We start from the raw sequence: 26,911 nt of genomic DNA on the forward strand, positions 1-26,911 counted from the left end.
ATATTGTATATACTCTTAGAAAATGAACGGAGAGGAGCTTAATCATGAGAGAATTTTATATCTATCTAATTACAAAAGAAGTTGCCCATTCCTATTATGGCAAGGAAAATAAGCTATTTCAGTTATTTTTTGAAGAACAGCGCTCGAGTGGTTTATCTAAAACCATCCTACAAAAGCAAATCAGCTACATAACCTCTCTACTATCTGTTTCTCAGTTAGAAAAACACTTCTGGAACCATTTGAAAGAAACGCATGAATGGCGTTCAGAAGGAGAAACGTATTCTTTATCTTGCAAAGATAGCATCGTGAGAATCGAACTCACAGATCAATATATGCATCTATACAGTATCGGTAACTTTGAAGCAGAAACGGTAATTTTTGAGGCATTACGCCAATATGAACCTTATTTTCTTGCGATGGACTTCGGGGAAAGAAAATTTGGGTGGCTCTCACCGTTTAAATTGAACATGGTCTATGCCACTTAATTCTCTTTCAATCTTGTATGTGTAGGTAAACTTGTAGTAAACTAGTTCTAGACAACATGAAGGAGGAAGTTTTAACAATGGGTACTGGTATGATAATCCTTGTGTGTGCACTTTCACTGATTGCAGGTGTTGCGATCGGATTTTTTATTGCCCGCAAGTATATGATGAGTTATTTACAAAAAAATCCACCGATTAATGAAAATATGTTGCGTGTGATGATGATGCAGATGGGGCAAAAGCCTTCACAAAAGAAAATCAATCAAATGATGCAGGCTATGAACAAACAGATGAAGTAAATGTTGGACAAGCACCCTGATAATGAATCGGGTGCTTGTTTTCGTTCTACTCTAAGATTGCGGTATGCATCAACAAAAGGATGATGGCAGTGAACAACATTAAGACGATTTCTATAGATGAGTTAGATGCAAATCAATATTTGCTTTTTGATGTAAGATCTCCTAAAGAATTTGAAGAGTATCATATTCCTGGTTCGTATAATTTAAGTATATTTTCTAATGAGGAAAGAGCAGTAATCGGTACGCTCTATAAACAGGAAAGTAAAGAAGCAGCGATGGAGCGCGGTCTTCAGGTTGTTGCACCAAAACTTCCATCTTTATATAAAAAAATCCATACACAAAGTAATGAAAATCCTGAAAAACAAGTGGTTATCTATTGCGCACGAGGTGGGTTTCGTTCAAAAAGCATTGTTCAAACGATGAACATGATGGGAATGAAGACCCTACAGCTTGATGGTGGCATACGGTCGTATCGAAAGAAAATTGAATCTACCTTTAGGAAGATGGCTGATGAACCAAGAAACATCATCGTACTCGAAGGTCATACCGGTACGATGAAGACGAAACTTTTAAAGCAGTTGCAAGAAGAAGGATATCCCGTACTAAACCTTGAAGAAATGGCAGGACACAAAGGTTCGATTTTCGGAAAGATCGGAGAACACCCTTCTTCACAAAAGAAATTTGAATCAAGACTTTACGAACGGCTTAAAAAGTTACAGAAATCTTCATCATTTATTATTGAATCAGAGAGTAAACGAATTGGAAGAGTAGTCGTACCCGATTTTCTGTTAGAAGGTAAATACAGTGGTGTTCGAATTCATGTGGAATTACCTTTTCATTTACGAGTTCAATATATTTGTAATGTGTACGAGCCGCTTTTGCATAAAGATGAGATAGTTGAAGCGGTCAATAAGCTTTCAAAGAGAATTCCCTCATCGATCATGATAGACATTCAACAGAACTTGAACACGTTAAATTATGAAAAAGTTGTAGCGCTGTTGCTAGAGAACTATTATGATCCAAAATATGATTACGCACAACAGCAATATGACAGCGAGTGCATTAGACTGTATAGCGACTCTTATCAAGACATCTATTCAGAAGTTAAGAATCAATTAGATCAGTTATTAAGTTGATCGATGATTAAAGTGTTTTGAAAAAAACGACCCATCAGATTGGGTCTTTTTTTGTGAAACTTTTTCCTTTTCGGAATTTTCATATATTGGTAAACTATAATTGTTTTGATATGCAAACAAGGGGGAACGGGCTTTGAGGGTTTTTCTGCAGTTGATGTGGTATTTTAAACAAGAAAAGTGGCGATATCTAGGCGGAATCGTGATGCTTGCATTTGTCTCATTGGGGTTATTGGTCCCGCCAAAAGTGGTCGGGCTAATTGTCGATCATATTGAAGAAGGTACGGTAACGGAAGAGATTTTATGGAAATATGCTGCTGTTTTAATCGGAATTGCGATAGGCATCTATGTTCTTCGGTATATCTGGAGAATCTTGATATTCGGTTCAGCCGTTAAATTGGCGATGTTATTAAGAAATAGGCTGTACGAACATTTCACAAAAAAATCACAGCAGTTCTACCATAAGAGGCGTGTTGGAGATTTGATGGCTCATTCTACAAACGATCTGCAAGCTATACAACAGACTGCAGGGGATGGCGTTTTAACTTTAGTAGATTCCTTGATGATGGGCGGATTTACGCTGATCGCAATGGCTACAACGATCAGTTGGAAACTGACACTTGTTAGTCTTCTGCCTTTACCAGTTATGGCTTGGGCAACAAACAAATATGGTACGATGCTGCATAAAAGATTTCACAGTGCACAAGAGGCATTTTCGACTTTAAACGATAAAGTGCAAGAAAGTATTTCTGGAACGAGGGTGATTAAAGCTTTTGGTCAAGAAAGAGATGATATAGATAGCTTTTCGGATCTTTCTAAAGATGCCGTAAAGAAGAACATGGCAGTTGCTCGTATTGATTCCTTGTTCGATCCTACAATATCACTAATCATTGGTTTCTCCTTTTTCTTAGCGGTAGGTTATGGCTCGATTCTCGTAACGCGTAACGAACTAACAATAGGAGATCTTGTATCTTTTACTAGTTATCTCGGATTGTTAATATGGCCTATGCTTGCATTTGGCTGGTTGTTTAATATCGTAGAGCGAGGAAGAGCTTCTTATGATCGTGTTGAATCACTTCTTGCTGTTAAAGAAGAGATAGAGGATAGTGGTTCAATCGAAAATAGTCCTAAAGGTGATATCTCATTTCAGTTGAAACAATTTTCATACACTGCAAACACTCCTGTTTTAAGTGATATATATTTCACTTTAAAACGGGGTCAGACACTTGGGATTGTCGGAAAGACAGGTAGTGGTAAAACAACGCTATGCAAGTTGTTACTGCGTGAATTCCCATTAAAATCAGAAGATATTATTATTGATGATCACGATATCTGTGATTATAAACTGCATGCATTAAGAAGTTCGATCGGCTATGTACCTCAAGATCATTTTTTATTTTCAGCTACTATAGCGGAAAACATTGCATTCTCTAAGATTGAATCACCTTTTTCGCAAATAAAAGAAGCTGCCGAACTCGCTTCAATTCATAGAGATATAACGCAATTTAAATACGGTTATGAAACGGTCGTAGGTGAGAGGGGAGTCACCCTTTCAGGGGGACAAAAACAAAGGATCTCTATTGCAAGAGCATTGATTAAGAGTCCGGAAATTTTAATTCTAGATGACTCACTTTCTGCAGTTGATGCAAAAACAGAGGAATCCATCCTTCAGCAATTGAAGAGCAAACGCCAAAATCAAACGACAATTATAACAGCTCATCGATTATCATCGGTCGCGCATTGCGATTTGATCATCGTTTTGGAAAATGGAACAATCGTACAACGAGGTACTCATTACAACTTGTTGAACGAAGAAGGATGGTACAAAGACACATATGAAAAACAAGCTTTGGAAACGCTGATTTCACAGGGAGGTGTAATCAAATGAGTGCCGAACAAGAACCAACACTTGATGAATTGCAGCAAATGAAGCAGTGGTCTGTTTTTAAAAGACTCATGTCTTATACAAAACCACACAAAAAGCGTTTGGCATTCGCCTTCTTTTTGTTATTAGTCGCAACTGCAGCTGAATTAACGGGTCCTATTCTCGTTAAAACGTTCATCGACGATTTTGTCACACCTCGAAATTTTGAACAAAGAGCTATGGTGATACTTGCTTCAGGATACATTGCATTGATCGTAATCTCAGCGGTTGTAAACTACGTTCAATTCGTTTTGTTCCAATCTGTAGCTCTAGATATTATTCAAACACTGCGAATCCAAGTGTTTACAAAGGTCCATTCGTTAGGATTAAAATTCTTTGACCGCACACCAGTTGGAAGCTTAGTATCGCGAATTACGAACGACACAGAGGCGGTAAAAGATCTTTATGTAAGTGTACTCTCAACGTTTGTTCAAAATATCGTATTTTTATTTGGTATTTTTGGGTTCATGTTCTATTTAAATGTAAAACTTGCTTTATTCTGTTTAGGGATCTTGCCGTTCATCGTTTTGATCATGTGGTTGTACCGTAAATATAGTTCCAGGTCGTTTTACGATATGAGAGAAAAACTTAGCCAGTTGAATGCAAAATTGAATGAATCTCTTCAAGGGATGTCAATCGTACAAGTGTTCAATCAACAAAAGAGACTTCGAAAAGAGTTTGCAAAAATCAATCAAGAGCATAATGATGCACAGATCAGAAATATTAAATACAACGGTTTGTTGCTAAGGCCTGCCGTTGATCTTGTTTATATGCTTGCTTTGTTAATGATTCTTTCCTTCTTTGGCATAAAATCTTTTAATTCTCCCGTTGAGATCGGTGTCATCTATGCTTTTATCAATTATCTAGATCGCTTTTTTGAACCGGTTAATATGATGATGATGCGCCTTTCCATTTTTCAGCAAGCTATCGTATCTGCAGGACGTGTATTTACAGTCATGGATGAAGAAGAGTCTGCGCCGGTGAAGAAAGGGAATGAGTTTCCGGCGATTTCAAGAGGTAAGATCGAATTCAAAGAAGTGTCGTTTTCTTATGATGGAGAACAGGAAGTTCTTAAAGGGATCTCTTTTACGGCAGAGCCCGGTCAAACAGTGGCTCTCGTCGGTCATACCGGAAGTGGTAAGAGCTCGATCATCAATTTGCTCATGCGTTTTTATGAAGTGAATAAAGGTGAGATTTTGATTGATGACGTTCCTTTATCAAACTTTGAAAACAAAGAGTTAAGAAACAAGATGGGACTCGTTTTGCAAGATCCCTTTTTATTTGTTGGCGATATTATGCAAAACGTAAGGTTATACGATATAACAATTACAGACGAGGATGTAAAGAGTGCAGCTAGATTTGTTCAAGCATCAACGTTTATTGAAAGACTGCCTGAGGGTTACCAAACAGAGTTAGGAGAGAGAGGGGCTACTTTTTCGAGTGGACAAAGGCAGCTGATCTCTTTTGCGCGCACGATGGCTTTTTCTCCTAAAATTTTGATACTCGACGAAGCGACGGCAAACATTGATACAGAGACTGAAGAAGAGATTCAAGAAGCTCTTCACAAAATGCGCAGCGGCAGAACGACAATTGCTATCGCACATAGGTTATCAACGATACAAGATGCTGAACTCATCCTTGTGTTGCATAAAGGAGAAATCGTCGAAAGAGGGACTCACCAAGAACTGTTAAGACAGCGAGGGTTGTATCATAAGATGTTCCTATTGCAACATGGAAAGGATTCTATGAACGATGTTGGTTAATTAACTGAATGGTATACTTATTAAATGACAGCTCTACCTATAAAGAGCTGTCTTATACTTTTTATGCTGTTCTTCTCTAAAAGATTGTTGCTTTCAATTCGTTGTCTTCTCTGACAGTAGGTTGGAGTGGTACCTATTTTTTACTTTAATTTTTCGAAAATATGAACTTCTGAATTAAGTGATTGACTTATTTGCAAATTATCCTATTATAAGATAGCATACACGTACAGACAAACTGAATAAAAGGATGAGAATGCTTTGAAGAAATATGTACTACCATCAATGTTGATCGGCAGCATGGTTGTCCTTTCGGCATGTAAGCCAGTTGATTGGGCAGAAAAGAAATGGGATGCTGCCTTTAATGAAGAGAATTCTGAAGAGAACGAAAAACAGATTTCAAATGAACAAACTAAGCCAAAACCAAATGATGAAAACAAAACAGAAAATAATGCTGAACAACCAACAGAAGCTGATCTGCCGTGGTTAGAAGAAACAATTACGGTATCCGGTGACGGGAAAGCGGTTGTGCAGAATTTAGACGATCTGTTAATCGTTGCGAATAAGGAAAGAAATCTACCAGGTAATTATGAACCGAAAGATTTAGTCACACCAAATGTTCCATTCCCTTTTAAAGAGGATCTGCCTAAGAAAAAATTAAGAAAAGAAGCTGCTCTTTCTTTAGAAGTACTATTTAAGGCCGCTGAAGAGGACGGCCTCGAGTTGCTAGCTCAATCCGGTTATCGTTCATATGATACGCAAGTGTCCATCTTTGCCTTTAATGCTGAACAAAAGGGGGAAGATGTAGCGAACAAAACGAGCTCTAAGCCAGGCCAGAGTGAGCATCAGACAGGATTATCAATGGACGTTACTTCTCAAGAAGTGAACTTTGAACTCGTAGAAGCGTTTGGTGAGACGAAAGAAGGAAAGTGGCTAGCTGAAAATGCACATAAGTACGGATTCATCATCAGATATCTTAAAGGGAAAGAAGAGATTACGGGATATCAATATGAACCTTGGCATCTTCGATATGTTGGGGTGGATCATGCTAAAAAAATTCACGAGCAGGGCATTACGCTCGAAGAATATTTACAAAAACCTTAAAACATCTCTGACAGCTTTTTTCTAAGCTGTCTTTCTTTATGTTTGAACAAAATGTTATGTTTGAACAAAATGGATATTCCCATTAAAATAGAGAGAGAACTGTAAAAAGGAGCTTACTAAAAAAATGACCGATCTTAATATTCTGCTAGCTTTTGGAGCTGGGCTGCTCTCCTTTATTTCACCGTGTTGTTTACCATTGTATCCCGCTTTCTTATCTTACATAACAGGGATCTCTGTTCAGGAACTTAAAGAAGAAAACGCCATGCTTAGAAAAACGGCGCTTCTACATACTACATTTTTCTTAATAGGTTTTTCAATCATATTTCTTTTCCTTGGTTTATCGACTACGATAATCGGTGATCTTTTCGTACAATATCAAACACTATTAAGGCAAATTGGTGCTATTGTTATTATCTTTTTCGGTCTTGTTGTAATGGGATTCATAACGCCTACCTTTTTAATGAGGGATAAGAAAGTAAGGTTTCAATCACGCCCTACTGGTTATCTGGGTTCAGTGTTAATCGGAATTGGTTTTGCAGCAGGATGGACACCTTGTATGGGGCCGATTCTAGCAGGCGTGATTGCTCTCGGGGTATCAAATCCGGCAGCATCTTTGACGTATATGATCGCCTATGTTTTAGGTTTTGCTGTTCCTTTCTTTGTTTTAAGCTTCTTTTTGGATAAACTAAAAGTAATAAAAAAGTTCAACCGTCAGTTCATGGTGGTTGGAGGGACTCTTATGGTAGTCATGGGAATCCTGTTATACTTTGATTGGCTAACGCAATTAACTTCATTTCTAACAAACCGTGTGTTTGGAGGATTCAAAGGTTTTTAAGAGTAATATGGAAAGGGGATTTACATCATGCATTCACGATCGAATGACCTTATCTTAAAAACAACAACGAATATCATTGTCTTTGTTATTTTAGCTTTTTCGGTAAACATGCTACTTTCAGGGCATAATGCTCCAGGAGGAGGATTTATCGGAGGGTTAATGGGAGCAGGAGCATTTCTTCTTCTTTATGTTTCCTACGGATTACAGCCAGTACATAGAATCTTGCCGATCAACTTTACGTACATGATAGCTGCAGGCTTATTAATCGCCATACTCACAGGTGCTGGTTCGTTTGTATTGGGAGTTCCGTTTTTAAGTCATAGTTTTGGTTATTTTCAATTCCCGTTATTAGGGAAGACCGAGCTTGCTACAGCGATGCTCTTTGACTTAGGTGTATATTTGACAGTAATTGGAGTTACGATGACCATTATCCTCTCAATTGCAGAAGATAAGATCGAGAAAGAAGTAGGGGAAGGGAACTAACCGTGTTTTTTATTGCGAGTACATGCTTTGCCATCATTATGGCTGTGATTATTTTTAATTTTCGAATGAAAGAAACAAGAGAACCTGTGACGACTAAAAAGATCATCATACCCCCATTGGCTATGAGCACAGGTTTTCTTCAGTTCGTGATTCCTGCTTTTCATATTACATGGACGGAAGCGGGGGAGGCGTTCTTAGTTGGAATCATGTTTTCTATATTTCTTATCATGACAAGCAAATTCGAAATTAAAGGTGATCATGTATACTTGGTTCGATCGAAAGCCTTTATCTTTATCATTATCGGATTGTTTGCTATCCGCTTAGCTCTAAAATGGTATATTGGTTCCACGATATCTATCTTTGAAACAAGTTCGTTATTCTTCATCGTTGCGTTTGGAATGATTCTACCGTGGAGACTTGCCATGCTCGTTTTGTTCAATAAAAAGAAAAATGAGATCGCATTATAACAAACAAGAAGAACCCCCCTGAATCATGAGATTCAGGGGGGTTTTTATGCGAGTAGTGAATGATAAGGTTTAATGTCGATGTTTTTCTTTTTTAAAGTCTTAATCAACCATTTATGATCTCTTTTTGGTGTTGCGATAATATATCCGCGAATGATTAAGTCCTGTGACATAGAAGTTGCCTTTTCTTGTAATGCTAATTCTCCGATCTTACCAGCGATCTTTTCTTTAGCTACGTCCCTAAAGAGTTCAGGAACCGGAGCAACCAGTTCATTAAGAAGTTTCTTTTGATCATCCGTCCAAAGATGTATGGTTTGATTGATGTAATGTTCTTGCCAATCTAAAATCGATTTTCCATCTTCTTTTGGCAGCCGTTTTAAAAATTTACGAAACATAAAATATCCGCCTATTGCAAACATTGTAAATAAAAAAACGGACCATAACACGATAAAAGTGATGAACCATCCAGACAATGCGTCCACCTCATATGTATAAATTTTTTTGGCGGGACCATGTGGGAATCGAACCCACCGGAGACGGCACGCGCCTCCCAAAAGGTTTTGAAGACCCAGGCAAGCACCAGCTACACATCTGGCCCCAAGTGAAATCTCTAGCTCGCTATTGCATTATACAGCATTTTACCCTATTAGGACAACACTTGTGACTTATTCCATACGATAGGGGAGAGTAGATTTGTCGAACGGTGGTGAGTCACGACTGTAACAGAAGGAATATTCAACTATAACAGCTTGGCATTATAACAGATTGTTTTCTCCACTATAACAGTTCATCCTGTGGACAAGTGTGAATAACTTGTTCTGTGGATAACCTGTGAGTATACAGGGATGAATAAATATACATTCACTTATATCGATTTGGGAAATAATATGGATCGGGCGAATTTCGCTATTTTTCAACAATGAATAATGCGTTATTCTTGTTTTTTACATCTCCTTTTCATAAAGTGTAGAAGAGTATGTACATATAGGTGGTTAAACATATGACGATTAAATATTATACGATTGGAATGGCAGGCCACATTGATCACGGGAAAACGACTCTAACAAAAGCTTTGAGTGGCATCGATACGGATACGCTAAAAGAAGAAAAAGCTCGCAAGATTACGATCGAGCCAGGGTTTGCACCTTTTCCGTTAACAAAAGATCTGCACACATCCATCGTAGATGTACCGGGTCATGAAAAGTTGATCCGGCAAATGATTGCTGGTGTGGCAGGAATCGATCTAGTGCTCCTAGTAATCGCTGGAGATGAAGGCGTGATGCCTCAAACGAGAGAGCACTTTGAGATTCTTTCCTTCTTAGGTATTGAAAAGGGAATTATCGTTGTTACGAAGTCAGATATGATTGATGATGAGATGCGGTTGCTAGTCGAAGAAGACATTATTGAACTTACGAATTCATCGGTTTTTGAGCATTTTCCGATACATTTTGTAGACAGTGTTTCTTCAGCTGGAATAGACGCATTGAAAAGTGAAATCATTAACCTCTTGAGCGACACACCTGTTAAATCTTCACATGGCGCTTTTCGCATGCCGATCGATCACATCTTTACCGTAAAAGGACAAGGTACTGTTGTAAGAGGTACGGTCTATGAAGGTGAAGTGCATGAAGGTGATGAACTTATTGTTCAGCCTGGCAACGATAAAGTGAAGATACGAAAACTTCAAGTGCATAAACAAGATGTTCATTTCGCTAGAGCCGGACAAAGAGCAGCACTAAACCTTTCAGGAGGTTCAAAAGCCGATTGGAAAAGAGGGCATGTTTTAGTAGAGCCGAATGTTTATTCGACAACAGATACCATTGATCTCGTGTTATCAACGGGTGAAGCGTGGCAAGGGAAATTGAAACAACGCTCACTTGTTAAGTTTTATAGTGGTACGTCTGAAGTGATGGGAAAACTTGTTCTTTTTGACCGAAATGAACTTGAAAACAATGAAGAGCGAATCTATTGTCAAGTTCGACTAGATCAGGAGATTGTAACAAAACGAGGTGATCGTTTCATCTTAAGACGACCAACTCCTGAGGAGACCATTGGAGGAGGAGAAGTCATCGACCCGAACGGATCAGTTTATAAGTTTGGAACTGAGACGATCGAACGATTAAAAAATAAACATGAAGGAACCCCTGGGGAACAGGTCCTGCAGCTACTTAATAAAGAAGGATCGATGACAGAACTAGAACTCAAGAGATCAAGCGGAATGGACGAGGAATTACTTCAACACACGATAGAAGAACTATTGCGTGAGGGTTCTATTGAACGAATACAGAATGATTTAGTTTCTAAATCCACTGTACAGCTTATTGAATCTAGCATCATGAACAAACTTCAAAACTTCCATAATGAGTATAGCTTAAGGCAAGGTATACCAAAGGCAGAGATTGTTCAATCCTTGCAAGGTGAAATAAATCCTAAGATAGTTAATACGCTTCTTGAAAAATGGATCATGAATTCAACCATTTCAATCACGGATCAATTTGTTCATTTATCACATTTCAAACCACATTATCCAGAAAAATGGGCTAAAAGGATGACGAATGTTCTCTCTTTGTTGGAAGAAGCACAGCTTGAGCCGGCTGACCTCTTGTCCATCTACAACGCTCAGCAACTTCCAGAAGCTCTTTACCAAGAGTTTAAGTATTTTTTGATGAAAACAAATCAAGTGGTCATGCTATCTGATGAAGTGTTGTTGAGTAGAAAGGCATTTGATTCAGCCGTTGAACACCTGCGAGTCCATACGGATTCATCCTTCTCCGTGCAAGACGCTAAAGCGGTTCTTCATACATCAAGAAAGTTTTTAATACCAATTCTGGAATGCATGGATTCTGAAGGGTATACGATGCGAGAATCTAATGTTAGGAAATGGGTGTAATATGTGAGAGTTGTCTTTTTTACGCCATACTATAGACAAAATCGTGGTAATTCCACTACGGCTAAACGATTAGAGCACGGATTATCTGAAAAAGTTGAGCTTTCTTTATTTTCATATGAAGAAGTAAGTGTTAATCCTACTCTTTTTGAATGGATGGAGAAAGCGGATCTCTATCACATTCTTCATTTTTCTAGATTTGTTCAATGGGCTGAAAAAAATGAGGTTAAGTTGGACAAACCTTATATTATTACCTCTGGAGGAACTGATCTCAACCACTCGCTAATAGAGGACGAAGAAAGGTATCTTCCTCTGTTGCGTAAAGCAAAAGCGATCACTGTCTTTACACAGCAAGCTAAACATGTGCTTGTAGAAGATTATGGACTTAGTGAAAATATTGTACATGTGATACCTCAAAGTATTTTTTTGCCTAGCACTTACCCTAATAGTGAAGTGTTCACTCTGCCGGATGGCAACCCTAAATTGTTACTGCCAGCTGGAATTCGTCCAGTTAAAGATGTTCTTTTTGCATTACAAAGCATGATAAGGTTGTCTAATGATTTCTCTAATCTCGTCTTATTAATAGTAGGAGCAAACTTAGATTCTGAAGAATTTTCACGAGTGAAAGAAGCAGAGAACAAGTATGACTGGCTGCATTATTTGCCGGAAGTAGAGTTAAGCCGAATGAAAAAGCTATATGAATGGGGAGATGTTGTACTGAACACATCAATCTCAGAAGGACAGCCGACATCATTGTTAGAAGCGATGAGTTTCAGAAAGCCTGTAATCGCAAGGGATAACGCCGGTAACGCTAGCATCATACAGCACGGAATAAACGGATTATTGTTTCAAACTCAAGAAGAATTATATCATTCTATAAAAAAAGTTATTACCAATCAAGTAATGTATAAACAATTTAGTGATAAGGGGTATCAAACCATAGAAGAGAACCACACTATGAAGAAAGAAATAGACTCTTATATGGAATTATATAAAGTTTAGAAGAAAAAAAGGAGAGCATATGATGAAAAAACTTAGCTTATTGCTGCTGACTATGATTTTAATCTTATCAGCCTGCGGAACGAACAAGGAAGATAAGAAGGAAACAAAATCAAATAAAGATGAGGTTTTTACGATTGGGGTAATTCCAGCCCAAACAGAGGGTGAGATGAAGGGAGCACTTGATAAACTGCAGAAAGTGCTTAGTGAGAAAATGGAACGTGAAGTTAAGATTACATCTTATCCGGATTACAACGGTGTAGTTGAAGCGATGAACTATGATAAGATCGACATGGCTTATTTTGGGCCTCTTACATACGTTGTCGCTCATGAAGAGAGTGGAGCTAAAGCGATCGTAACACAATTGATCAAAGGTGAACCTTTCTACTATTCGTATTTGATCACGCACAAAGACAGCGAATATAAGAACCTTGAGGATATGGTATCTGATGTGAAGAACGTCAAGTTTGCTTTTGGTGACCCATCCTCCACTTCAGGATCATTGATTCCTAGCATTAAACTAAAAGAGGAAGGCATCTACAGAAGTGAATCTGATAGTGATTTTAACAATGTTAGGTTTACCGGTTCACATGATGCGACTGCTCTTGCTGTTCAAAACAAACAGGTGGATGTTGGAGCGATCGATAGTGCCATTTATGATAAGTTGATTGAAGAAGGAGCGATTGACGGAGAACAGTTTAAAGTGATCTGGAAGTCAGAGAAATTGTTCCAATATCCATGGGCTGTATCTAAAAGTACAGATGAAAAAACGATGAAGAAACTTCAAGAAATCTTTTTAGATATTAAAGATAAAGAGATCTTAGATGCCTTTGGTGCAACCGGGTTTACAAAGGCCGACAACAAGGATTACGAAAGTATCCGAAAAGCAGCAATTAAAGAGGGTACCATTCAAGAATAGAGGGGAACCATGGTTTGGTTTAAGAGGAGCCAATTTTTAATCGTAGTATGCTTAAGCTTACTCGTGATAGGAAGCATGAAGTTAACGGAGTTTGATCTTTCAAAGTTTAGTGATTTTCAGAATATGGGTGACTTTCTGTCGAAATGGTTTCCGATGAACACAGAAAGTCTGCCATTTCTGTTTCAAGAAAGTTTATTAACGATCGCTATCGCATTTTTGGGGAGCTTATTCGGTCTGATCATCGCACTTCCGTTAAGTTTTATGGCCGCTCGGAATACGAGTAAAAATCGTTTTGTCTATTTCCTGACACGCTTTTTGCTTAGTTTTTTACGATCAGTACCTGAATTTGTGTTCGGTTTAATTCTTTTAACAACACTTGGACTTGGGCCGTTTCCTGCCGTTATCGCCATTATATTTCATAACATTGGAGTATTAGGAAAGCTGATATCAGAGCTGATCGAGTCAGCTGATAAGGGTCCGATGGAAGCGATGTCTGCAGTTGGAGCGAGTAAGTGGATTGGGAATCTATTTGCCGTGTTGCCACAAATATGGCCGAATGTCCTGTCTCAATTTTTCTACCGATTTGAAGTGGCTATTCGAACTTCACTCATTTTAGGTCTGATTGGTGGCGGGGGAATCGGGCAACAGTTGTTTATTCATTTTAAAACGTTCCAATATCAACTAGTCTCAGTTGACGTACTACTCATCATGATCATGGTGATCATGGTGGATTATATTGGCAGCAAAATTCGGGAAAAGGTTATTTAGGTGATCACATGATTGAATTTAAGAATGTATCTGTCACGTATCCTGGTGCTAAAGAACCTTCTCTAGCAGATGTGAATATTACTTTCCAAAAAGGGGAGTTCGTTTGTGTCTTAGGAAGAAGCGGTGCAGGAAAATCAACGTTTATCAGATGTATTAACGGGTTGCAACCTGTATCTGAAGGTTATGTGAAATGGGAAGATAAAACGTTAAGTGAGATGACTCACAAAGAAACGTTAGAAGTTCGCAGGAAAACAGGTATGATCTTTCAGCATTTTAACTTAATTCCGAGGATGAGCGTCGTTCAGAACATCTTGACCGGTCTGTTTGGATATAAAAAATCGTATGAAAATTTGTTAGGATTGTTTAAATCTAGTGATCGATTGCAAGCTTTAGAAGCTATAAATCAAGTGGAACTAACGGTTGAACCAACAAGACGAGTGGAGAGGTTAAGCGGTGGGCAAAAACAAAGAGTTGCGATCGCTCGAGCACTTGTGCAGAACCCTAAAGTTTTCTTAGGAGACGAACCTGTTGCAAGTTTAGATCCTGGAACGGCTGATAGGATTTTTCAACTATTAAAAGAAACACATGTAAAACGAAATCTTGTTTCGATCATTAACGTGCACGATGTCGTTCTTGCAAAAAAATTCGCCACAAGAATCATTGCACTAAAAAATGGAAAGCTTGTTTTTGATGGTACACCTGAAGATTTTGACGATACGGTGTATGCTGAGATCTATAACCATTCATCTTAAATCGAACACAAAAAAACTCCGATGTCGGTCGGAGTTTTTTTTGTGTTCAATTGGCTTTGATCGGTTTATCAGAGAATGCAAGAACACGACCAACGATGCTTGCGTCATTTATGCCATTAGCCTGAAGTCTCTCTACATATTCTAGCGCTTCACTTTCAGGTAGACTTACGAGTAATCCTCCAGAAGTTACAGCGTCACATAATATCCATTGTTGCCACTGGGAAAGATCGTTGTTGTAGAGGACATCATCTTTGATCCAACGATGATTGGCTTTAGAACCCCCGGGTACGATTCCTTCTTGAGCAAGCTCTGTAGTGCCTGGTAAAAGTGGTACTCGGTCATAATTGATCTCGATTGTGATATCTCCTGTTCCTTTCGCCATCTCAGTCGCATGACCAAGAAGACCAAAGCCAGTTACATCAGTGACGGCGTTTGGGGATAGACCGTCTAAACATTCAGCAGCAGTCTTATTCAATGCTGCCATCGTTTCGCTGACGAGCTGAAGCTGCTCGACGGTAAGCTTGTCTTTTTTTATCGCTGTGGTTTGTATACCCACACCGATTGGTTTTGTTAATACAAGTACATCTCCGGGTCTCGCACCAACATTTTTATATACTTTTGATGGATGTACGAGTCCTGTAACAGACAGACCAAACTTAGGCTCTGAGTCGTCGATCGAGTGTCCTCCAACCAGCACTGCACCCGATTCTTTCACTTTATCGGCCGCTCCCTTTAGGATTTCAGCGAGAACATCGTGACCGAGAGTGTTGATCGGAAAGCCTACGATATTCATAACTGTTGTAGGTCGTCCTCCCATCGCATAAACATCGCTTAGAGAATTGGCAGCCGCGATTTGTCCGAACATATAAGGATCGTCTACGATTGGTGTAAAGAAGTCGACAGTCTGTATCATGGCAAGGTCATCTGTTAACTTATAGACTCCTGCATCGTCTGAAGTATCTAAACCAACTAAAAGATTTGGATCATATTCACGTTTTGGTAGATGACGCAAAACTTGCGCCAGGTCTTCTGGACCAATTTTACAGCCTCAACCACCTTTTGAGGAAAGGTGAGTGAGCTTAACTTTATCTTTGCTTGTCATAATGAAAAGACACCTCCTTTTGTTAGTATAAACATTATTTTTGTGAAATGCCTAAGGATATACTAAAATAGTCTTAAAAAAGGAGGATGAAAGATGAAAGTATCCATTGAATTCTGCATGATGTGAAACTTTGCACCAAAAGCCGCGAGTCTCGCGGAAGACCTGTTCAACCATTTTCGATCTAACATTACATCGCTAGAACTGATTCCTAGCTCTGGCGGAGTTTTTGAAGTATCCGTCAATGGCGAAAAGATTTATTCAAAAAAAGAGACCGGAGAATTTCCGGATCATGATCTGATCATACAACACTTAGAAAAATTAAAGGCTTAAAAAAACGATGCCCTCCTTATAGGGGTCGTTGTGCCCTTTAAGGAGGAGCTTCATTTTGTCAAAATCTTACTTGTTAAGGCAGCTACCTGCTGTGCATGATGTAGTAAAAGATATCAGTTCTGAAGTGAGTGGCAAACCGGAAAAGGAAATAACACGAGCTGTTCAAGATGCAATCAAACATTGGCGGAATAATATACTTAAAGACCACCATGCTATTGACTTGAAAACTGATATCAGATCACTCGTAAAGAATTCAGCAAAGTCCAAATTAGCTCATCCTACCGATCAGATTCGTTCATTGATTAATGCTAGCGGGATCGTTATACATACAAATCTCGGACGTTCTAGACTTAGTGAGAAAAGTGTAGAACGGATGAGTGAAACAGCAAGAATGTACTCTAATTTAGAGTATAACTTGGAAGAAGGAAAAAGAGGATCAAGGCATGATCTGACAGAAGATCTAATTAAACAAGTGACGGGTGCAGAAGCAGCGATGGTCGTGAACAATAATGCTGCAGCCGTTTACCTCATCCTCAAAGCCCTAGCTAAAAACAAAGAAGTCATCGTTTCTAGAGGTGAGCTTGTTGAGATCGGAGGCTCATTTCGTGTCTCTTCTATAATGGAAGAAAGTGGAGCGGAACTACGAGAAGTTGGAACGACAAATAAAACACATTTCTTTGATTATGAAGGAGCGATTACTGATAAAACCGGTATGATCATGAAGGTTCACACAAGTAATTTTAAGGTGATCGGGTTTACGAAAGAAGTTTCTTCTAGCGAATTGATGCTGTTGAAAAAGGATAATCCGGAACTGATTATCTACGAAGATCTTGGAAGCGGAGCGCTCTATCCTTTTCAGTCTGAGGGAATTGGTGATGAACCATTGATCTCCTCTGTTATCAATAAAGGATTGGATGTTGTATCTTTTAGCGGTGATAAACTATTGGGCGGCCCGCAAGCTGGGATTATAGCAGGGAAAAAGAACATCATCGATATACTAAAGAAACATCAGCTAGCACGGGTTCTAAGGGTGGATAAATTTACGATCGCTGCTTTAAACGAAACGTTGCAGTCGTATATGAATGAGGACTATACAGAAATTCCTACAGTTAGAGATATATTAAAAACGCCTGACGAGATAAGAGAGGTAGTTTGGCGACTAAAAAGAAAGGTCGAAGATCATCCTTCTTTCATCATCAGAATTCTAGAAGAGTTTTCTCAAGTTGGGGGAGGAACGATGCCAGATGTAAAGTTACCTACTTTTTGTCTCGGAATCAAACATCCTAAAGGTGCAGAATACTTAGCAAGAGCTTTTCGGAACTATCAAACCCCTATTATCGTGAGGATCAAAGAAGAAGAGGTCCTACTTGATTTCAGAACGATTTCCGAGGAAGAGCTTCTGACGGTTGAAGACGCGATACGTTCTATCGACTAAGAAAAAGGGACTGACAGACCATCTGTCAGTCCCTTTTGTATTAAAGTATTAACTGCCTTCTCCACGGTTTTGTCCCGTATGATTACGTTGCTTTACTTTTTTAGAACCACTCATAGGAGCTGGTTGTCCAGGGTTTTCCCCTTTTGGAGCGTTCTTTCGGATATCTTTAAACGTATTATGCTCTCCCATAATAAGCCTCCTATCTTTCTTTTCACTTTTGTATAGTTAGTTGATTGTAGTGCAAGGTGTGAGACTTCTGGGGGATCAGCGTGACAGATGAGACACCTAACGGAGCATAGCCCCGAGGTGGCTCACCGCACGCCCCCAAAAAGCGAGCACCTGGAACGTAAATCAACCACATCTGTGCAATTGCTCAGCAATAGAAAGCAATTTATTGAATAATTATAGATAATATTGGAACGTTAAAGGTATATCAAAACAAAGGATGGTAATTATGCCCTATCATAAAAACAAACAACAAGCATATCAAGCTGCTGAGCAAGGTTATCACCATGCGATGGATATCTCCAAAACACTGGATGCTTCAAACAGTGAATATGGCGTTTTCTATGCTCATTTTATGACAGAAAATGAAAAGGCTTGTCAACAAATACAAAATGCGCTCGAAACCGCCTCTGAACATCAACAGCCACAGTTAAAGGGCTTTTTAAATGAGCTTCAACAGCTTCAGAGTCAGTTTCCAAAACCTTAATGTCGTTTTTTCGTTTTCTTATTGTTTTGACGCTCAGCTTCACTTAGCTTTTCGTTAGGTAAGGATAGCGATTCGTTACCGAATTCTGTATCATATCCAGCACCTTTGCCTTGAGCTTTTGCAGCATTCATTCCAGGACGAGAGTGATTAGCTTTATTTCTTCCCATTGGTTTGTCACCTCCGATGAATTTAGTTTGTGCAATATCAAAAAGAAGAAGCACTCCAAAAAAAGGAGTGCTTCTTTATCGTTCACGATTTATATTTACTGAGCAGCAGCCAGACGCCAGAAAGTCCGATCAAACTGTATAAAACTTTTGTTACCGTGGTAGCGCTTCCAAAAACTTCTGTAACAACGTTCAAATCAAAAAGTCCGATTGCTCCCCAGTTTAAAGCTCCGATCAAAACGAGTAACGCGGCAAGTTTTTTTAACCATTCCATCCTGTTTCCCTCCGATCTATTGAAGAGTGGTACTAAAGCGGAAAACTAAAAGAAGTATTACGTAATTTACTATATGCAAGCATGAGAATGATGGTGATATTCCTGCCATAAGAAAAACTTATGTCGATTGATAACCATTAACTATTTTACTTATGAAAGGGTTTTACGTATGATAATAGAGGGAAAAAAAGATTTTGTGTGATTGTAGTAGGAAATTGAACACATTTTTTCGACAATTTTTCTCATAATCGTGTATGATTGTTAGTGAAGGGAGAGAGTGGAACATGAAAAGAAATGATGTATTTAATGCCCGTTCTACTTTTGATGTGAACGGTAAGGAATATAGCTATTACCGTTTAGGCGCGTTAGAAGAAGCGGGAATTGGTAACGTATCAAAATTACCCTACTCTGTAAAAGTATTATTAGAATCTGTATTAAGACAATTTGATGGAAAAGTAATCAACAAAGAACACGTTGAAAACCTTGCAAAGTGGGGCACGACTGAACTTAAAGATATCGATGTTCCTTTCAAGCCTTCACGTGTTATTCTTCAGGACTTTACAGGAGTACCAGCTGTTGTTGACTTAGCTTCTCTTCGTAAAGCGATGAAGGATATGGGTGGAGACCCTTCTCAGATCAACCCTGAAATTCCAGTTGATCTTGTAGTTGACCACTCTGTACAAGTTGATAAAGCAGGTACGGAAGATTCACTTGCTTTCAACATGAACCTTGAATTTGCTCGAAATGAAGAGCGTTACAAACTTTTGAGCTGGGCTCAATCAGCGTTTGACAACTACCGTGCAGTACCTCCTGCAACAGGTATCGTCCACCAAGTTAACTTAGAGTACTTAGCGCCTGTAGTCCTTACGAGCGAATCTGAAGGTGAAACAATCGCTTTCCCTGATTCACTAGTAGGTACTGATTCTCATACAACAATGATCAATGGTCTTGGAGTATTAGGATGGGGTGTTGGTGGAATTGAAGCGGAAGCGGGTATGTTAGGACAGCCTTCTTACTTCCCGGTTCCAGAAGTAATCGGTGTTAAATTAACAGGCACGCTTCCAAACGGAACGACTGCAACTGACCTTGCACTTAAAGTAACGCAAGTATTGCGTGAAAAGAAAGTAGTAGGAAAGTTTGTTGAATTCTTTGGTCCAGGACTTGCGGATATGCCGCTTGCAGACCGTGCTACGGTTTCAAACATGGCTCCTGAATATGGTGCAACTTGTGGTTTCTTCCCAGTTGACGAAGAAGCTTTAAACTATCTTCGCTTAACAGGTAGAACAGAAGATCAAATTCAGCTTGTAGAAGCGTATTGCAAAGCAAACGGCTTGTTCTATACAGCAGGAGATGCAGATCCAGAATTTACAGACGTTGTTGAAATCAATCTTTCTGAGATTGAACCAAACTTGTCTGGACCAAAACGTCCACAAGATTTGATTCCTTTATCTCAAATGAAAGACAGCTTTAATAAAGCGCTTGTAGCTCCACAAGGAAATGCAGGGTTTGGTCTAACAGCTGATGAAATTAACAAAGAAGTTACTGTTAAGCATCCGAATAACGAAACTTCTACTATGAAGACTGGTGCAGTTGCGATCGCTGCGATCACAAGCTGTACGAATACGTCTAACCCGTACGTAATGTTAGGTGCTGGATTAGTAGCTAAGAAAGCAATCGAAAAAGGCTTAAAAGTTCCTGGCTATGTAAAAACGTCATTAGCTCCGGGATCTAAAGTTGTTACACGTTATTTAGAAGAAGCAGGCTTAATGAGCTATATGGATCAGTTAGGGTTCAACCTTGTTGGTTACGGCTGTACAACATGTATCGGTAACTCAGGTCCTTTGGCGCTTGAAGTTGAAAATGCGATCTCTAAGAACGATCTAACTGTTACTTCCGTACTTTCAGGTAACAGAAACTTTGAAGGACGTATCCATCCTCTTGTAAAAGCCAACTACTTAGCTTCTCCACCGTTAGTAGTAGCATACGCACTTGCAGGAACTGTAGATTTCAATCTTCAATCTGATTCTTTCGGAACAGACAAAGATGGTAACGAAGTTTACTTTAAAGATATTTGGCCAACAACTGAAGAAATCAACGAAGCGATGAAGAAAGCCGTTACTCCAGAATTGTTCAAGAAAGAATACGAGCGTGTATTTGACGAGAACGAACGCTGGAACGAACTGAAGACTTCAGCTGACCAACTGTATGGTTTTGATACATCATCAACATACATTCAAAACCCTCCGTTCTTTGAAGAGCTATCTGCAGAACTTAAAGAGATTCAACCTCTTAAAGATCTTAAGCTTATCGCTAAATTCGGAGATTCTGTTACGACAGACCACATTTCTCCAGCTGGTGCGATCGGAAAAGATACACCTGCAGGAAGATACTTGATTCAAAACGGTGTTGAACCACGTGACTTTAACTCTTACGGTTCTCGTCGTGGTAACCATGAAGTAATGATGCGTGGTACATTTGCGAATATCCGTATTCGTAACGCTGTCGCTCCTGGTACTGAAGGTGGATGGACGACTTACTGGCCAACTAACCAAGTGATGAGCATATATGATGCTGCTATGAAATACAAAGAGAACGGTACGGGCCTTATGGTAATCGCAGGAAAAGATTACGGAATGGGATCATCTCGTGACTGGGCAGCAAAAGGTACTACATTACTTGGAATTCAAACTGTACTTGCTGAAAGCTTCGAACGTATCCACCGTTCAAACCTAGTGTTGATGGGTGTACTTCCTCTTCAATTCAAAGATGGTGAGAATGCTGAGACGTTTGGACTTACAGGTAAAGAGTCATTCACGGTTTCAGTTGATGAAACGGTTAGACCGCGTGATCTTGTTCAAGTAACAGCTGTTTTTGAAGATGGAACAGAAAAAACATTTGAAGTTGTTGCTCGTTTTGACAGCGAAGTTGAGATTGAGTACTACCGTCACGGTGGGATTCTTCCAATGGTACTTCGTAACAAACTTGCACATTCTTCTCAAACTCAAAACTAATAAAAAAATCCTTTGCCAATTTTTTTAGGCAAAGGATTTTTTTATGCTTTTTTCATATGTTTTTCTTCGAGTTTGATTTCCAGCTGTTCAATATAAGACTCATCTTTCAGCAATTGTCTTTTGTTCTCATTCACGAGTTCTCTAAAATTCATTTTTCGATTTTTCCTCATCACTTGCACCTCTTCACTTTCGATAATATCAATATAGCCAAGATAAAATCGTAATAATCAGACTTTAAAAAAATAATTGCCACTGCATACATGAATAGTTGATTTTGATTAATGGAAAAGTAAATAGAAGACGAAAGGAGGTAAGACCTTTGAGTAATCCAAAACGCTTTCCTGAAGATTTTGTTCCAAACCATATCGGCACTCAACCGCGTGAGAGCAACAGTAACAATGGAAAAAAGATGGCTAACAAATCGCACGATCATGCTGATTATGTACCACCAAAAGGAAAATAACACGTTGCTTTGTAAAAATTACCTCTCCATATTTTTTTCTTTTGACTCCCATATACGAAAGATTTTGTCGAAAAAGTGTATGTAGTGAAAGAATTAGGAGGGGTACGTTTGATTACGGCATCTGTCAAACCATTACCTGTATCACATAACAAAGATGATCAGGATTATTTATATCGTCAGTTAGAGATTGAAATGCAACGATTGGGACACCTTGTTCCTTTCCGTGAAGAGTTGAACTGGGATAAAGAAATTACAACGATGGAACTAGGAAATGTTGAAACGCTTGAAAAGTTAAAAAAAGCGGCAGCAAAGAATGATGGGGTATTTTTGTTCTATGCAAAGCTTACTAAAGGAACCGTTTATCAGCATATCATCTTGCATCCGAACACAGAAGGTTTCTACCTTCCTTTTCGATTTGAAGAACCGTTCCAGATTACGGTGAAAAACAAAAAATATTGGATAGGTTCATCGATCAGGCTAGCCGAGGAGTTAGCATGGCTAGAAATCACAATGAAAAATTCAGAAGATGACAGTGTAGTGGAATACTGGAAATACCTTTCTGAACTCTGTGAATCCAGCGTTCAAAACATGAGTCCGATTCTCTTGCAAAAAAATTAAAGAATAACCATATCGGTTATTTGTACAAACTATGATGGTACTAACTTTTTAAAAAGGAGAAATCATCATGAACAAACCAAACCGAGACGATCGAAGCAATAATGTTGAACGATTAGAACAAATGGTTCAAAACACAGAACAGAACATTTCAGAAGCTAACCAGACTGCAGCTAACACAGAACTTACTGCAAGCCAAAAAGAACAGATCAAAGAGAAGAATCAACATAGACAAGAATCCATTGAGCAGTTTCAAAATGAGATTCAAGAAGAAAAGGCTTATAGAGAAGGCAACGACCTTCAATAAGATAAAGACCGGCATATTGCTGGTCTTTTTTTTCATTTTCTACTAAAGTGATAAGAAAAGACAACACGAAGGGAAACAGATGAATTATGAAATTTGTTGAAAGTAGCGTTGATGTTAGATATGCAGAGACAGATCAGATGGGTGTCGTGTATCATGCGAACTATTTGGTTTGGTTTGAGATCGGTAGAACAAAGCTCATTGAACATTTAGGGTTTAAATATGCAGACATGGAAAGAGAAGGGATCCTTTCTCCCGTAACAGACATTCAAGCTTCTTATAAAAAACCCTTAACATATGGACAAAAAGCCCATATTAAAACAGCTGTAAAAGAATATTCGGGAATCAAGGTTGTTTATTATTATGAGATCTTTAACGATCAAAACGAGTTATGTGTTACAGGGGAATCCACTCATGTTTGTGTGAAAAAAGAAAATTTTCGACCGATCTCCATCAAAAAATATTTTCCTGAGTGGCATGAAGCGTATATGGAAATGAGCAGAACTGAATAATGGCTTTCGGAATAAAACGAAGAGACTTAAAGAGATGGAAAAAAGAAGTAGAGTCGGGTAACATCGCATTCCTTACCCATTTTTGGTACGATTCTCGATTTCCAACCGCAAAAAGTGTAACAAAAGTAGGGTGTAACGATAGAAAGAAATTATCAGACTGGGGAAGAGCTTATGGTTTAAAAGAAGAATGGATCCATGAACGAGATGCTTACCCCCATTTTGACCTCATCGGGGATAAGCAAGTAGAAATCATGACTCGAGAAGGAAGAATCAAAGAACTTCAAAAGTTCTTATAAGTCTAGCTTTTGTTCTCGTTAAAATCGTACTTTATTTCTCCATCTGTAATGGAAACGGTCAGATCGTTTCCATCAAAAAACCATTCATCTTCTTGCTCGATGAAAAATTTATGATTCTCTACAAGAATTTCAGCAGCTGGATGTTTTGGTGTATCTTTTGTAAGTCCTAACGAAAAGCCGTCTTGTACCGTACTGCATCCTCCAAGGCGAACGAAAAAACGGATGGAATCGTTCGAGGATGCTTGAAGATCATTGATTACGTATTTTGCAGTATCTTCATTCATAATGATTTTCAAAGTATATTCACTCCTTAAAAATTGCTTTAAAGTAATGATGATATTGTGGCATATGAATGTAGAAAGCACAATTATTAAAGATTGAAGGAGGCATATTTGGTGGATATTCAATCTTTTTTTGAAGAAGCAACAGCCCTTTATAGCGTTCAAGATTTAGTTTCTGAACATACGAATATGATATTTATTTTAGAATCACCTCATAAAGAGGAGATCAAATCTGGAGTACCTTTGGCTGGTCTATCAGGCAGATCGATGGCGAAAGAATTATTTGCAGTCGAAGATAGCCTTCCGATGGGAAAGTTGTTAAAACAGTACATAAACGAGAGTAAGAAAACGGTGTTTGGGATCGTAAATGTTTGTCCGTTTCCATTGCAAGGTGCAGCATATCCTGACCCTCCATTCGTAAACCGATATAGAGATGAGATCAAAATTGCTGAAGCAGTAAGAACTAGTTCAACGAAAGTGTTTAAAGACGAAGTGAGAGCCTCATTCGATCAATTGCTTCTCAGCCATTTCGAAAGTAGGTTAACATCATTGATTAAAGGAAACACGATCATCATTCCATGTGGACGATTCGCAGAGAAATATGTTAACAAACTGTCTATTAAAGAGAATTTAACCATTATAGAAGGTGTCCCACACCCATCTTATAATTCATGGTCTAGAGCTCGTTATAAAGACGTTATAAATAAAGTAAGAGAAGAAGGAAAAAAACGAACCTCCTAAAATCAGGAGGTTCAAATGAAGAATACAGTGGCTCCGTATAGTACAGCTGTTATTCCGGCAGCTATTAATGCAGGTTTAAGTTTGTATCGTGCATAGGTGATGACGGATAGGTTTAAGATGCGTGCGATCGTATTCGTATCATCACTTAAAGGTGAAGCGAACGCTCCGAATGTTCCACTTGCAAAGACCGCTCCGATCACAAGAGGCAAAGAAACATCCGCCACTCCTGCCATCGATACTCCGAGAGGCATCAATATTCCCCACGTACCCCAGGCAGATCCAATAAAATAGGAGACAGCACAGCCGAAGATAAACAATAGAGGGACGATAACTGATCCAGGAATCCATCCTGCGTATCTCGTTACAAAAGCTGAGAAACCAAGTTCTTCAGTAACGGAAGATAAGCCCCAAACTACAGCTAATAGTACAATGACACTCATTAATTCGTTACCACCAAAAATAAACCCATTCAACAGATCACCTGTTTTCATTTTTTGAAAACGAAGGAAAAGAAACGTGAATATTGTGGTAAACAACAGAGCGATCAGCATTGCATCCATAACATCTGCTGAAATAAAGGCTTCAAAAAAACTTCCTTTCGTTTTTTTGTAACCATCCCACCACGTTAACAATAGAGTAAGAAAGACGACTAAGATGAGTGGAATAAGTAAGTTCCAAGGTTTGTTTGGAAGTTCTTTGTGTACGGCAGGATCACAACTATGCCAGTCATCCTCTTCACTTTCACCCACATCTTTCGGATCTGTTTCTTCTGTTGATTTTGAATGATGAAAGAAGCTTAGGTAGATTCCTACAATGATCATGACAAAAGAGAAAAAGTTAAACGGAATGCTTTGTATAAAAAGGGAATACGGATCTGCGGTAATATTTTCGTTTTTCAAAGATATGTCTACAATTGAAGTCATGTATCCAACAAAAGCGGTAGCGATTGGTATCAACACAATAATGGGAGTTGCAGTTGTCTCAATGACAAAACCGAGCTCTTGAGTAGACATCTTTACCTTTTTTAAAAGAGCTCTCATGATCGGAGCGATCGTAACGAAACGAAAACTTGGAGCTGCAAAAGTTCCGATCGTAGAAACATAAGTAAGCAATAATGCTCCTTTTTTTGTTTCAATCCTGTTAGACGCTTCTTCTACAAAACCTTTAATTCCTCCAGAAAGTTTAATCATTGAGATGAGTCCGGAAAAAGCATACAGAAACACTAAAATCTTAATGTTTTTAGGATCTACTAGTCCCTTGACTAAAAATTGGACCATCTTCTCTAAACCGCCAACAAGAGAAGGGTGGAGAAGATATGAGCCGGTCAATAGACCAGCGATCAAACCTGGGAGAACTTGTTTAGTCTTGATTGCTATAGGGATTACCACTAAGAACGGGATGACAGAAACCCAATTTTGATCCATGAAGTGCCCTTCTTTCCTACAGGAGATAATACTGTTAGCGTGTGATGCTTTCAAAAATTTATTCTTTCTAAGGAAAGAAAAGACGTTTCATCTAAAACTCTATTGGTTAGAATAATACCGTTCAAGTGAAATATCACATGTTTAAAAAGTTAGATGAATAAAATTTAAACACCACTTCCTATGTAAAGAGTTGCATTTATTATGTTTACGTGATAAGTTTAACAACGGAATATATATGGACGGAACAAGTTTGAATTACGGATAGCCTTGTAACTATTAACGTTTAATTTTTACGCATATTCACATGGCTAAGCATTTCCCATCAATACTTAATAAGGAAATGCTATTTTATGTGCAAATCATGATGTATTTTGAAAAAACAAATTGGCCGGCAGCTTAACATTACAATCCATGCCGGATCCACGAGGTTATCGTAAA

At 38.7% G+C, this 26,911-nt stretch carries 32 protein-coding genes and 1 tRNA gene; 24 read left to right on the top strand and 9 right to left on the bottom strand.

The window, feature by feature from the left end; genetic code table 11:
* Nucleotides 1–44: 44 nt before the first annotated feature.
* From sirA to I5J82_RS06340, 9 genes are all read left to right on the top strand, one after another.
* Complete coding sequence (gene sirA / locus I5J82_RS06300) at nucleotides 45–485, top strand: sporulation inhibitor of replication protein SirA (protein ID WP_198767111.1); 441 nt, start codon at nucleotides 45–47, stop codon at nucleotides 483–485.
* Between the two features lie 77 nt (nucleotides 486–562).
* A complete protein-coding gene (locus I5J82_RS06305) occupies nucleotides 563–781 on the top strand; it encodes a YneF family protein (RefSeq protein ID WP_066241071.1) in 219 nt (72 codons plus the stop codon).
* A gap of 89 nt (nucleotides 782–870) precedes the next feature.
* Nucleotides 871–1,917, top strand: coding sequence for a tRNA 2-selenouridine(34) synthase MnmH (gene mnmH / locus I5J82_RS06310; RefSeq protein ID WP_198767112.1), 1,047 nt, complete (start codon nucleotides 871–873; stop codon nucleotides 1,915–1,917).
* A 133-nt stretch (nucleotides 1,918–2,050) separates the two neighbouring features.
* The gene (locus I5J82_RS06315) at nucleotides 2,051–3,802 is read left to right on the top strand and encodes an ABC transporter transmembrane domain-containing protein (protein ID WP_198767113.1); all 1,752 of its coding nucleotides are present in this window, start codon (nucleotides 2,051–2,053) and stop codon (nucleotides 3,800–3,802) included.
* A complete protein-coding gene (locus I5J82_RS06320) occupies nucleotides 3,799–5,601 on the top strand; it encodes an ABC transporter ATP-binding protein (protein ID WP_408610385.1) in 1,803 nt (600 codons plus the stop codon). Before I5J82_RS06315 ends, I5J82_RS06320 begins: the two co-directional genes overlap by 4 nt.
* 258 nt (nucleotides 5,602–5,859) lie before the next feature.
* Nucleotides 5,860–6,702 carry a M15 family metallopeptidase gene (locus I5J82_RS06325; RefSeq protein ID WP_233096421.1) on the top strand — a complete coding sequence of 281 codons (843 nt, stop codon included), beginning with the start codon at nucleotides 5,860–5,862 and terminating at the stop codon, nucleotides 6,700–6,702.
* Nucleotides 6,703–6,826: 124 nt separating this feature from the next.
* Nucleotides 6,827–7,537, top strand: coding sequence for a cytochrome c biogenesis CcdA family protein (locus tag I5J82_RS06330; protein WP_198767114.1), 711 nt, complete (start codon nucleotides 6,827–6,829; stop codon nucleotides 7,535–7,537).
* Nucleotides 7,538–7,561: 24 nt separating this feature from the next.
* On the top strand, nucleotides 7,562–8,020 hold the full coding sequence (locus I5J82_RS06335) for a Na(+)/H(+) antiporter subunit B (protein WP_332873678.1): 459 nt from the start codon (nucleotides 7,562–7,564) through the stop codon (nucleotides 8,018–8,020).
* Between the two features lie 2 nt (nucleotides 8,021–8,022).
* A complete protein-coding gene (locus I5J82_RS06340; protein ID WP_197127828.1) occupies nucleotides 8,023–8,487 on the top strand; it encodes a CcdC family protein in 465 nt (154 codons plus the stop codon).
* A 44-nt stretch (nucleotides 8,488–8,531) separates the two neighbouring features.
* Here I5J82_RS06340 and I5J82_RS06345 read toward each other — a convergent pair whose 3' ends face one another.
* A complete protein-coding gene (locus I5J82_RS06345; RefSeq protein ID WP_198767116.1) occupies nucleotides 8,532–8,957 on the bottom strand; it encodes a DUF2621 domain-containing protein in 426 nt (141 codons plus the stop codon).
* A 29-nt stretch (nucleotides 8,958–8,986) separates the two neighbouring features.
* A tRNA-Sec gene (locus I5J82_RS06350) sits at nucleotides 8,987–9,083 on the bottom strand.
* A 401-nt stretch (nucleotides 9,084–9,484) separates the two neighbouring features.
* On the opposite strand from I5J82_RS06350, the gene selB reads away from it, so the two are divergent.
* The 5 genes from selB to phnC are packed head-to-tail and all read left to right on the top strand — an operon-like array spanning nucleotide 9,485 to nucleotide 14,809.
* A complete protein-coding gene (gene selB, locus I5J82_RS06355) occupies nucleotides 9,485–11,374 on the top strand; it encodes a selenocysteine-specific translation elongation factor (protein ID WP_198767117.1) in 1,890 nt (629 codons plus the stop codon).
* Nucleotides 11,375–11,377: 3 nt separating this feature from the next.
* Complete coding sequence (locus tag I5J82_RS06360; RefSeq protein ID WP_198767118.1) at nucleotides 11,378–12,373, top strand: glycosyltransferase; 996 nt, start codon at nucleotides 11,378–11,380, stop codon at nucleotides 12,371–12,373.
* Nucleotides 12,374–12,395: 22 nt separating this feature from the next.
* Nucleotides 12,396–13,289, top strand: a complete 894-nt coding sequence (phnD, locus tag I5J82_RS06365; protein WP_198767119.1) for a phosphate/phosphite/phosphonate ABC transporter substrate-binding protein — start codon at nucleotides 12,396–12,398, stop codon at nucleotides 13,287–13,289.
* A gap of 9 nt (nucleotides 13,290–13,298) precedes the next feature.
* A complete protein-coding gene (gene phnE / locus I5J82_RS06370) occupies nucleotides 13,299–14,057 on the top strand; it encodes a phosphonate ABC transporter, permease protein PhnE (protein ID WP_198767120.1) in 759 nt (252 codons plus the stop codon).
* 8 nt (nucleotides 14,058–14,065) lie between these two features.
* Nucleotides 14,066–14,809, top strand: coding sequence for a phosphonate ABC transporter ATP-binding protein (phnC, locus tag I5J82_RS06375; RefSeq protein ID WP_198767121.1), 744 nt, complete (start codon nucleotides 14,066–14,068; stop codon nucleotides 14,807–14,809).
* A 46-nt stretch (nucleotides 14,810–14,855) separates the two neighbouring features.
* On the opposite strand, the gene selD is transcribed toward phnC, so the two are convergent.
* On the bottom strand, nucleotides 14,856–15,911 hold the full coding sequence (gene selD, locus I5J82_RS06380) for a selenide, water dikinase SelD (protein ID WP_198767122.1): 1,056 nt from the start codon (nucleotides 15,909–15,911) through the stop codon (nucleotides 14,856–14,858).
* A 93-nt stretch (nucleotides 15,912–16,004) separates the two neighbouring features.
* Here selD and I5J82_RS20495 point away from each other — a divergent pair, with 93 nt between their 5' ends.
* Both I5J82_RS20495 and selA read left to right on the top strand, forming a co-directional pair.
* Complete coding sequence (locus I5J82_RS20495; RefSeq protein ID WP_332873635.1) at nucleotides 16,005–16,241, top strand: Rdx family protein; 237 nt, start codon at nucleotides 16,005–16,007, stop codon at nucleotides 16,239–16,241.
* Nucleotides 16,242–16,296: 55 nt separating this feature from the next.
* Nucleotides 16,297–17,676 (top strand): L-seryl-tRNA(Sec) selenium transferase, encoded by a 1,380-nt coding sequence (gene selA / locus I5J82_RS06390; protein WP_198767123.1) that lies wholly within the window; start codon nucleotides 16,297–16,299, stop codon nucleotides 17,674–17,676.
* Between the two features lie 48 nt (nucleotides 17,677–17,724).
* Here selA and I5J82_RS06395 read toward each other — a convergent pair whose 3' ends face one another.
* The gene (locus I5J82_RS06395; protein ID WP_066393930.1) at nucleotides 17,725–17,865 is read right to left on the bottom strand and encodes a small acid-soluble spore protein P; all 141 of its coding nucleotides are present in this window, start codon (nucleotides 17,863–17,865) and stop codon (nucleotides 17,725–17,727) included.
* Nucleotides 17,866–18,130: 265 nt separating this feature from the next.
* Between I5J82_RS06395 and I5J82_RS06400 the strand changes: the two genes are divergently transcribed.
* On the top strand, nucleotides 18,131–18,388 hold the full coding sequence (locus I5J82_RS06400; protein WP_198767124.1) for a hypothetical protein: 258 nt from the start codon (nucleotides 18,131–18,133) through the stop codon (nucleotides 18,386–18,388).
* Here I5J82_RS06400 and sspO read toward each other — a convergent pair.
* Together sspO and I5J82_RS06410 are read right to left on the bottom strand one after the other, a co-directional pair.
* The gene (gene sspO / locus I5J82_RS06405; RefSeq protein ID WP_137789569.1) at nucleotides 18,385–18,555 is read right to left on the bottom strand and encodes a small acid-soluble spore protein SspO; all 171 of its coding nucleotides are present in this window, start codon (nucleotides 18,553–18,555) and stop codon (nucleotides 18,385–18,387) included. The genes I5J82_RS06400 and sspO overlap by 4 nt on opposite strands.
* 82 nt (nucleotides 18,556–18,637) lie before the next feature.
* On the bottom strand, nucleotides 18,638–18,826 hold the full coding sequence (locus I5J82_RS06410) for a DUF378 domain-containing protein (protein ID WP_198767125.1): 189 nt from the start codon (nucleotides 18,824–18,826) through the stop codon (nucleotides 18,638–18,640).
* A 284-nt stretch (nucleotides 18,827–19,110) separates the two neighbouring features.
* Between I5J82_RS06410 and acnA the strand changes: the two genes are divergently transcribed.
* A complete protein-coding gene (gene acnA / locus I5J82_RS06415) occupies nucleotides 19,111–21,837 on the top strand; it encodes an aconitate hydratase AcnA (RefSeq protein WP_198767126.1) in 2,727 nt (908 codons plus the stop codon).
* Between the two features lie 41 nt (nucleotides 21,838–21,878).
* Here acnA and I5J82_RS06420 read toward each other — a convergent pair whose 3' ends face one another.
* Nucleotides 21,879–22,007, bottom strand: a complete 129-nt coding sequence (locus I5J82_RS06420; RefSeq protein WP_198767127.1) for an FbpB family small basic protein — start codon at nucleotides 22,005–22,007, stop codon at nucleotides 21,879–21,881.
* A 149-nt stretch (nucleotides 22,008–22,156) separates the two neighbouring features.
* On the opposite strand from I5J82_RS06420, the gene I5J82_RS06425 reads away from it, so the two are divergent.
* From I5J82_RS06425 to I5J82_RS06445, 5 genes are all read left to right on the top strand, one after another.
* The gene (locus tag I5J82_RS06425; protein ID WP_066241162.1) at nucleotides 22,157–22,300 is read left to right on the top strand and encodes an acid-soluble spore protein N; all 144 of its coding nucleotides are present in this window, start codon (nucleotides 22,157–22,159) and stop codon (nucleotides 22,298–22,300) included.
* A gap of 108 nt (nucleotides 22,301–22,408) precedes the next feature.
* On the top strand, nucleotides 22,409–22,918 hold the full coding sequence (locus I5J82_RS06430; RefSeq protein WP_198767128.1) for a hypothetical protein: 510 nt from the start codon (nucleotides 22,409–22,411) through the stop codon (nucleotides 22,916–22,918).
* 67 nt (nucleotides 22,919–22,985) lie between these two features.
* Complete coding sequence (tlp, locus tag I5J82_RS06435; protein WP_066393949.1) at nucleotides 22,986–23,222, top strand: small acid-soluble spore protein Tlp; 237 nt, start codon at nucleotides 22,986–22,988, stop codon at nucleotides 23,220–23,222.
* 86 nt (nucleotides 23,223–23,308) lie between these two features.
* On the top strand, nucleotides 23,309–23,731 hold the full coding sequence (locus I5J82_RS06440; protein WP_198767129.1) for an acyl-CoA thioesterase: 423 nt from the start codon (nucleotides 23,309–23,311) through the stop codon (nucleotides 23,729–23,731).
* On the top strand, nucleotides 23,731–24,027 hold the full coding sequence (locus I5J82_RS06445) for a hypothetical protein (RefSeq protein WP_198767130.1): 297 nt from the start codon (nucleotides 23,731–23,733) through the stop codon (nucleotides 24,025–24,027). The genes I5J82_RS06440 and I5J82_RS06445 overlap by 1 nt, the downstream gene beginning before the upstream one ends.
* A gap of 2 nt (nucleotides 24,028–24,029) precedes the next feature.
* Here I5J82_RS06445 and I5J82_RS06450 read toward each other — a convergent pair whose 3' ends face one another.
* A complete protein-coding gene (locus tag I5J82_RS06450) occupies nucleotides 24,030–24,311 on the bottom strand; it encodes a HesB/YadR/YfhF family protein (RefSeq protein WP_198768934.1) in 282 nt (93 codons plus the stop codon).
* Nucleotides 24,312–24,422: 111 nt separating this feature from the next.
* Between I5J82_RS06450 and I5J82_RS06455 the strand changes: the two genes are divergently transcribed.
* Nucleotides 24,423–25,049, top strand: coding sequence for a uracil-DNA glycosylase family protein (locus tag I5J82_RS06455; RefSeq protein WP_198767131.1), 627 nt, complete (start codon nucleotides 24,423–24,425; stop codon nucleotides 25,047–25,049).
* Between the two features lie 11 nt (nucleotides 25,050–25,060).
* Here I5J82_RS06455 and I5J82_RS06460 read toward each other — a convergent pair whose 3' ends face one another.
* Nucleotides 25,061–26,473 carry a Na+/H+ antiporter NhaC family protein gene (locus I5J82_RS06460; protein ID WP_198767132.1) on the bottom strand — a complete coding sequence of 471 codons (1,413 nt, stop codon included), beginning with the start codon at nucleotides 26,471–26,473 and terminating at the stop codon, nucleotides 25,061–25,063.
* Nucleotides 26,474–26,911 lie beyond the last annotated feature (438 nt).

Origin of the sequence: Fictibacillus halophilus, assembly GCF_016401385.1 — a bacterium.
In the GTDB taxonomy this organism is placed as follows: domain Bacteria; phylum Bacillota; class Bacilli; order Bacillales; family Fictibacillaceae; genus Fictibacillus; species Fictibacillus halophilus.

Excerpts from the sequence above, each read along its gene's own strand:
- sirA (WP_198767111.1), top strand. The coding sequence starts at position 45 with ATGAGAGAATTTTATATCTATCTAATTACAAAAGAAGTTGCCCATTCC.
- I5J82_RS06305 (WP_066241071.1), top strand. The coding sequence starts at position 563 with ATGGGTACTGGTATGATAATCCTTGTGTGTGCACTTTCACTGATTGCA.
- I5J82_RS06320 (WP_408610385.1), top strand. The coding sequence starts at position 3,799 with ATGAGTGCCGAACAAGAACCAACACTTGATGAATTGCAGCAAATGAAG.
- I5J82_RS06330 (WP_198767114.1), top strand. The coding sequence starts at position 6,827 with ATGACCGATCTTAATATTCTGCTAGCTTTTGGAGCTGGGCTGCTCTCC.
- selB (WP_198767117.1), top strand. The coding sequence starts at position 9,485 with ATGACGATTAAATATTATACGATTGGAATGGCAGGCCACATTGATCAC.
- phnD (WP_198767119.1), top strand. The coding sequence starts at position 12,396 with ATGAAAAAACTTAGCTTATTGCTGCTGACTATGATTTTAATCTTATCA.
- phnE (WP_198767120.1), top strand. The coding sequence starts at position 13,299 with ATGGTTTGGTTTAAGAGGAGCCAATTTTTAATCGTAGTATGCTTAAGC.
- phnC (WP_198767121.1), top strand. The coding sequence starts at position 14,066 with ATGATTGAATTTAAGAATGTATCTGTCACGTATCCTGGTGCTAAAGAA.
- I5J82_RS06395 (WP_066393930.1), bottom strand. The coding sequence starts at position 17,865 with ATGGGAGAGCATAATACGTTTAAAGATATCCGAAAGAACGCTCCAAAA.
- I5J82_RS06400 (WP_198767124.1), top strand. The coding sequence starts at position 18,131 with ATGCCCTATCATAAAAACAAACAACAAGCATATCAAGCTGCTGAGCAA.
- sspO (WP_137789569.1), bottom strand. The coding sequence starts at position 18,555 with ATGGGAAGAAATAAAGCTAATCACTCTCGTCCTGGAATGAATGCTGCA.
- I5J82_RS06410 (WP_198767125.1), bottom strand. The coding sequence starts at position 18,826 with ATGGAATGGTTAAAAAAACTTGCCGCGTTACTCGTTTTGATCGGAGCT.
- acnA (WP_198767126.1), top strand. The coding sequence starts at position 19,111 with ATGAAAAGAAATGATGTATTTAATGCCCGTTCTACTTTTGATGTGAAC.
- I5J82_RS06420 (WP_198767127.1), bottom strand. The coding sequence starts at position 22,007 with ATGAGGAAAAATCGAAAAATGAATTTTAGAGAACTCGTGAATGAGAAC.
- tlp (WP_066393949.1), top strand. The coding sequence starts at position 22,986 with ATGAACAAACCAAACCGAGACGATCGAAGCAATAATGTTGAACGATTA.
- I5J82_RS06440 (WP_198767129.1), top strand. The coding sequence starts at position 23,309 with ATGAAATTTGTTGAAAGTAGCGTTGATGTTAGATATGCAGAGACAGAT.
- I5J82_RS06445 (WP_198767130.1), top strand. The coding sequence starts at position 23,731 with ATGGCTTTCGGAATAAAACGAAGAGACTTAAAGAGATGGAAAAAAGAA.
- I5J82_RS06450 (WP_198768934.1), bottom strand. The coding sequence starts at position 24,311 with ATGAATGAAGATACTGCAAAATACGTAATCAATGATCTTCAAGCATCC.
- I5J82_RS06460 (WP_198767132.1), bottom strand. The coding sequence starts at position 26,473 with ATGGATCAAAATTGGGTTTCTGTCATCCCGTTCTTAGTGGTAATCCCT.